Raw genomic sequence first — 3946 nt, 5'->3', positions numbered from 1 at the left:
GGGCATACTCCCTGGCCACCTTCATGGCGTCCACCACAAAGAAAGCCGCTGGAGGGACAACATCCAAACTGGCGGGCTCAGGAGATCTTTCAATGATGCCGGGCAGCAGCCGGGCCATGATCATGATCCAGGTCCCGGCATAGGAACCCTTGTCCGGCCTGAAGGTCCGGCTGAAAAAAATCTGTTCCTCCGGGTCAGAATCAAGCCAGAGCTGAAATTCTTCCCGGGGAAAGTCAATCCCCATATCTTTCCAGGAGAAAACACTTCCGTCAGGTGCCATCAGGGAGTTGTCCAGGTCATTTCCGGCAATGCCCAGGCTGAGGACGTGCCAGTCCTTTAAAATATCGTGTGTGGAATGAAGGTAATCATGTGAAGGCTGCTCGGGCAGGATGTTAACTGTCTGGCGGCTCAGGGTGGCCAGGGCTGTTTCCAGAAACTGGAAATGGCCCCGGATGTCGTCGGCGATTTTTTCAGCCAGTATCAGCTGCTGATCGTTGAACTGCTGTGTAACTACCCCTTCCAGTTCCTGGCCGGCATTGTATGCCAGACCACCAATGGCTGTATAAAGTATTGCCAGCAGCAGGACTCCCGGGAAAAGCAGCTTTTTATTCATGTGTGGATAGCGCCTGGCTGTTCTTTATCGTCTGATTCTCAATGGCCCTGCACTATTCCAGCTGATCCCAGCCCCTGCGTTCTCCTCCGATATGCAGGACCCCGAAGAGCACTGCCACTACCAGAAGAGGAACCAGGGCATTCACAAAACTCAGCTGTAAGTAAAGGTAGGCTCCGGCCAGGCTGCTCAACAGAAGTACCCAGAAACCCCATTTCTTCCACCGGAAAAGGGCGATGCCGCAAGCCACGTTCACCAGGGCCAAAATGAAAAGCCCGGTTATGACCCATTCAGGCGTGCCGGGAAACTGCTCCATCAATTCGTCACGCATCAAATAATGTCGAAAAGCATCTAAAAAGTTGGCTCCAATGACCACTACCAACCATATGGTCAGACACCCGTGACGTTTGCGTTCCTGCATTTAAGCACCTCTTTTTGAGATTTGTATTTGACCTGTTGGCTTTGTTTAGCTGCAAACAGGTCAGGTATGCAAGCCTGATCTGCGCAAAAAAAAATGACAACTCATTTACTTTGCCAGGATCATCTTGTATTATCTGCTTATGCTTGAAAAGAAAGATATCCAGAATAAAACCCCCTGGCACGCGGAACCGGTGGAAAAGTGCTTCCAGACCTTGAAGTCTTCACCGGAGGGCCTGGACCCTGAGGAAGCCGGCAAGAGGCTGGAGACATTCGGCCCCAATATGCTGGCCACTGAAAAGAAAAGAGGGCCGGTTCTTCGATTTCTGCTGCAGTTTCACAACCTGCTTATATATGTCCTTTTGGCGGCGGTGGTGATCACCGCCCTGTTGCAGGAATGGATAGACTCCCTGGTCATCCTGGGGGTATGCGTGATCAATGCCCTGATAGGCTTTATCCAGGAGGGCAAGGCGGAAAAATCCCTGGAAAGCCTGAAGACCATGCTGGCCCCGGAAGCACTGGTCCTTCGGGGCGGGCAAAGGATCAGGATTGAGGCCAAAGACCTGGTGCCCGGGGACGTGGTTTATTTAAAGCCGGGGGACCGAGTACCGGCTGACCTGAGAATAACTGAATGCAAAAGCCTGCGCATAGAAGAGGCCGCTCTTACAGGGGAGTCCATGCCCGTGAGCAAGGCCGGCAATGAGGTGGAGTCCGGGGCGGCCCTGGGGGACAGAAAAAGCATGGCTTTTTCCGGGACTATGGTGGTTTACGGTCAAGGGACCGGGTTGGTGGCCGCAACAGGCCTCGACACGGAACTGGGCCGCATAAGCGAACTTCTCACCGAGACCGAAAGCATCGCCACCCCGCTTATCCGCAAGATGAACGTTTTCGCCCGCCATCTCACTGTGGCCATCTTGCTCCTTGCAGTAGCTGCCTTTATGTTCGGGGTTTTTTTGCGCGGATATGCACCGGCGGATATGTTTCTGGCCGCAGTGGGCCTGGCTGTGGCCGCCATTCCCGAGGGCCTGCCCGCCATCATGACCATTACCCTGGCCATCGGGGTGCAGAAAATGGCCCGGCGAAACGCCATCATAAGGCGCCTGCCCGCCGTGGAGACCCTGGGCTCGGTGACCGTCATCTGCTCGGACAAGACCGGTACCCTGACCAGAAATGAAATGACCGTGCAGAATATTCAAACAGCGGATGAGCTGTTCTGGGTTGCCGGGGTGGGTTATGCCCCGGAAGGCGGGTTCAGGCTTGGGGACAAAGAAGTCCATCCAGGGGAACACCCGGTACTGATGCAGGCTTTGCGGTCAGTGCTTCTTTGCAACGAGGCCCGCTTCCAGGAAAAAAACGGCCAGCCAAAGCTGGAGGGAGCACCCACGGAAGGCGCCCTTCTAACAGCCTCTCTCAAGGCCGGACTGGACCAGGACCAGGAAAACAGGGTTAATCCCAGAAAGGATATCCTGCCCTTCAGCTCCGAAGAAAAATTCATGGTTACACTGCACCACTATGAATCCGGGGACAGTGTTTTTATCCTCAAGGGGGCTCCGGAAAAGGTCGTGGAAAAGTGCAGCAGCCAGGGGGCACTGCAGGACGCTGCCCCCCTTGATCCTGATTTCTGGGTTGAGCAGGGCAATCACATGGCCTCCATGGGCCAGAGGCTTCTGGCGGTGGCCGTGAAAAAGGCCCCTGCAGGGAAGACGGCCATAGAGGATGAGGATATCCAGCAGGGCTTTACCATGCTGTCCCTGTTCGGGATCATGGATCCACCCCGGGAGGAGGCCATAGAGGCCGCAGCCAGGCTCAAGGGCCGCGAGTCTGATCCCGGGGACGCCGGGGCGGGCATCCAGGTCAAAATGATCACCGGGGACCATGCCCTGACAGCCTCGGCCATCGGAGAGAAGCTGGGCATGGGCCGGGGCAGAAAGGCCCTTACCGGGCAGGACCTGGAAAAGATAAGCGATCATGATCTGGTGGAGGTTTCTCTGGATGTGGACATATATGCCCGAACCAGTCCGGAACACAAGCTCAGGCTGGTGCGGGCCCTGCAGGAAGGCGGACACATAGTGGCCATGACCGGGGACGGGGTCAACGACTCACCGGCCCTGAAGCGTGCAGACGTGGGAGTGGCCATGGGGGTTACCGGGACCGAGGCAGCCAAAGAGGCCTCGGACATGGTGCTCACCGATGACAATTTCGCCTCCATCGCCAACGCCGTGGAAGAGGGGCGCACGGTTTACGACAACCTCAAGAAGGCCATCCTGTTCATTCTGCCCACCAACGGCGGTCAGGCCCTGGTGGTCATGGCCTCCATTCTGCTGGGCATCGGACTTATGGACGAGGCAGGGCATTTTTCCCTGCCCATCACCCCGCCCCAGATCCTGTGGATAAACATGGTCACCGCAGTCACCCTGGCCCTGGCCCTGGCCTTTGAACCGCCGGAAAAAAATGTCATGCAGCGCCCTCCCAGGCCTGTGGATGAATCCCTGGTGTCGGGATTTCTTTTGTGGCGCATCAGTTTTGTGTCCCTTCTGCTTGTGGTGGGGGCCCTGGGGCATTACCTGCTCATACTGTCCCATGGTGCTTCCCAGAGTCTGGCCTCCACAGCGGCCATCAATACCCTGGTCATGGGACAGGTGTTTTACCTGATAAACAGCCGGTTCATTGAGGAACCCTCCTGGAATCTCAAGGGTATTCTGGGCAGCCGGCCGGTTCTCGTTTCCATCGCTGTCCTGGCGGTTTTGCAGTTTAGTTTCACCTACCTGCCGTTTATGCAGTTTCTTTTCCAGACCGAGCCCCTGGGCCTGGATGCCTGGGCCAGGATCCTGGCCTTCGGCCTGGCCGTGTTCGTGGCGGTGGAGCTGGAGAAAGCCTTTTTCAGAAGCAGGAGTGTCCCGGGCAGGGGATAATTATCTG

The 3946-nt window shown here is 56.5% G+C and carries 2 protein-coding genes and 1 pseudogene; 1 reads left to right on the top strand and 2 read right to left on the bottom strand.

Annotation, left to right across the window (positions count from 1 at the left end; translation table 11 throughout):
* Window positions 1–613 (bottom strand): annotated as a pseudogene (locus tag QZP87_RS12585) (hypothetical protein); the annotation flags it as partial.
* A 52-nt stretch (window positions 614–665) separates the two neighbouring features.
* Window positions 666–1031: a hypothetical protein gene (locus QZP87_RS12580; protein WP_291323272.1), complete on the bottom strand. Its 366-nt coding sequence runs from the start codon at window positions 1029–1031 to the stop codon at window positions 666–668.
* A gap of 124 nt (window positions 1032–1155) precedes the next feature.
* Here QZP87_RS12580 and QZP87_RS12575 point away from each other — a divergent pair, with 124 nt between their 5' ends.
* Complete coding sequence (locus tag QZP87_RS12575; protein WP_291323271.1) at window positions 1156–3939, top strand: cation-transporting P-type ATPase; 2784 nt, start codon at window positions 1156–1158, stop codon at window positions 3937–3939.
* Window positions 3940–3946 lie beyond the last annotated feature (7 nt).

The sequence above is a fragment of the Desulfonatronospira sp. genome, assembly GCA_003563255.1.
GTDB lineage: Bacteria > Desulfobacterota > Desulfovibrionia > Desulfovibrionales > Desulfonatronovibrionaceae > Desulfonatronospira.
The sequence above is the reverse complement of the archived record's forward strand: the minus strand, read 5'-3'. Positions and strand labels throughout refer to the sequence as shown.

Bases quoted from the DNA above. Each gene is read 5' to 3' on its own strand.
- QZP87_RS12580 (WP_291323272.1), bottom strand. From the start codon at position 1,031: ATGCAGGAACGCAAACGTCACGGGTGTCTGACCATATGGTTGGTAGTG.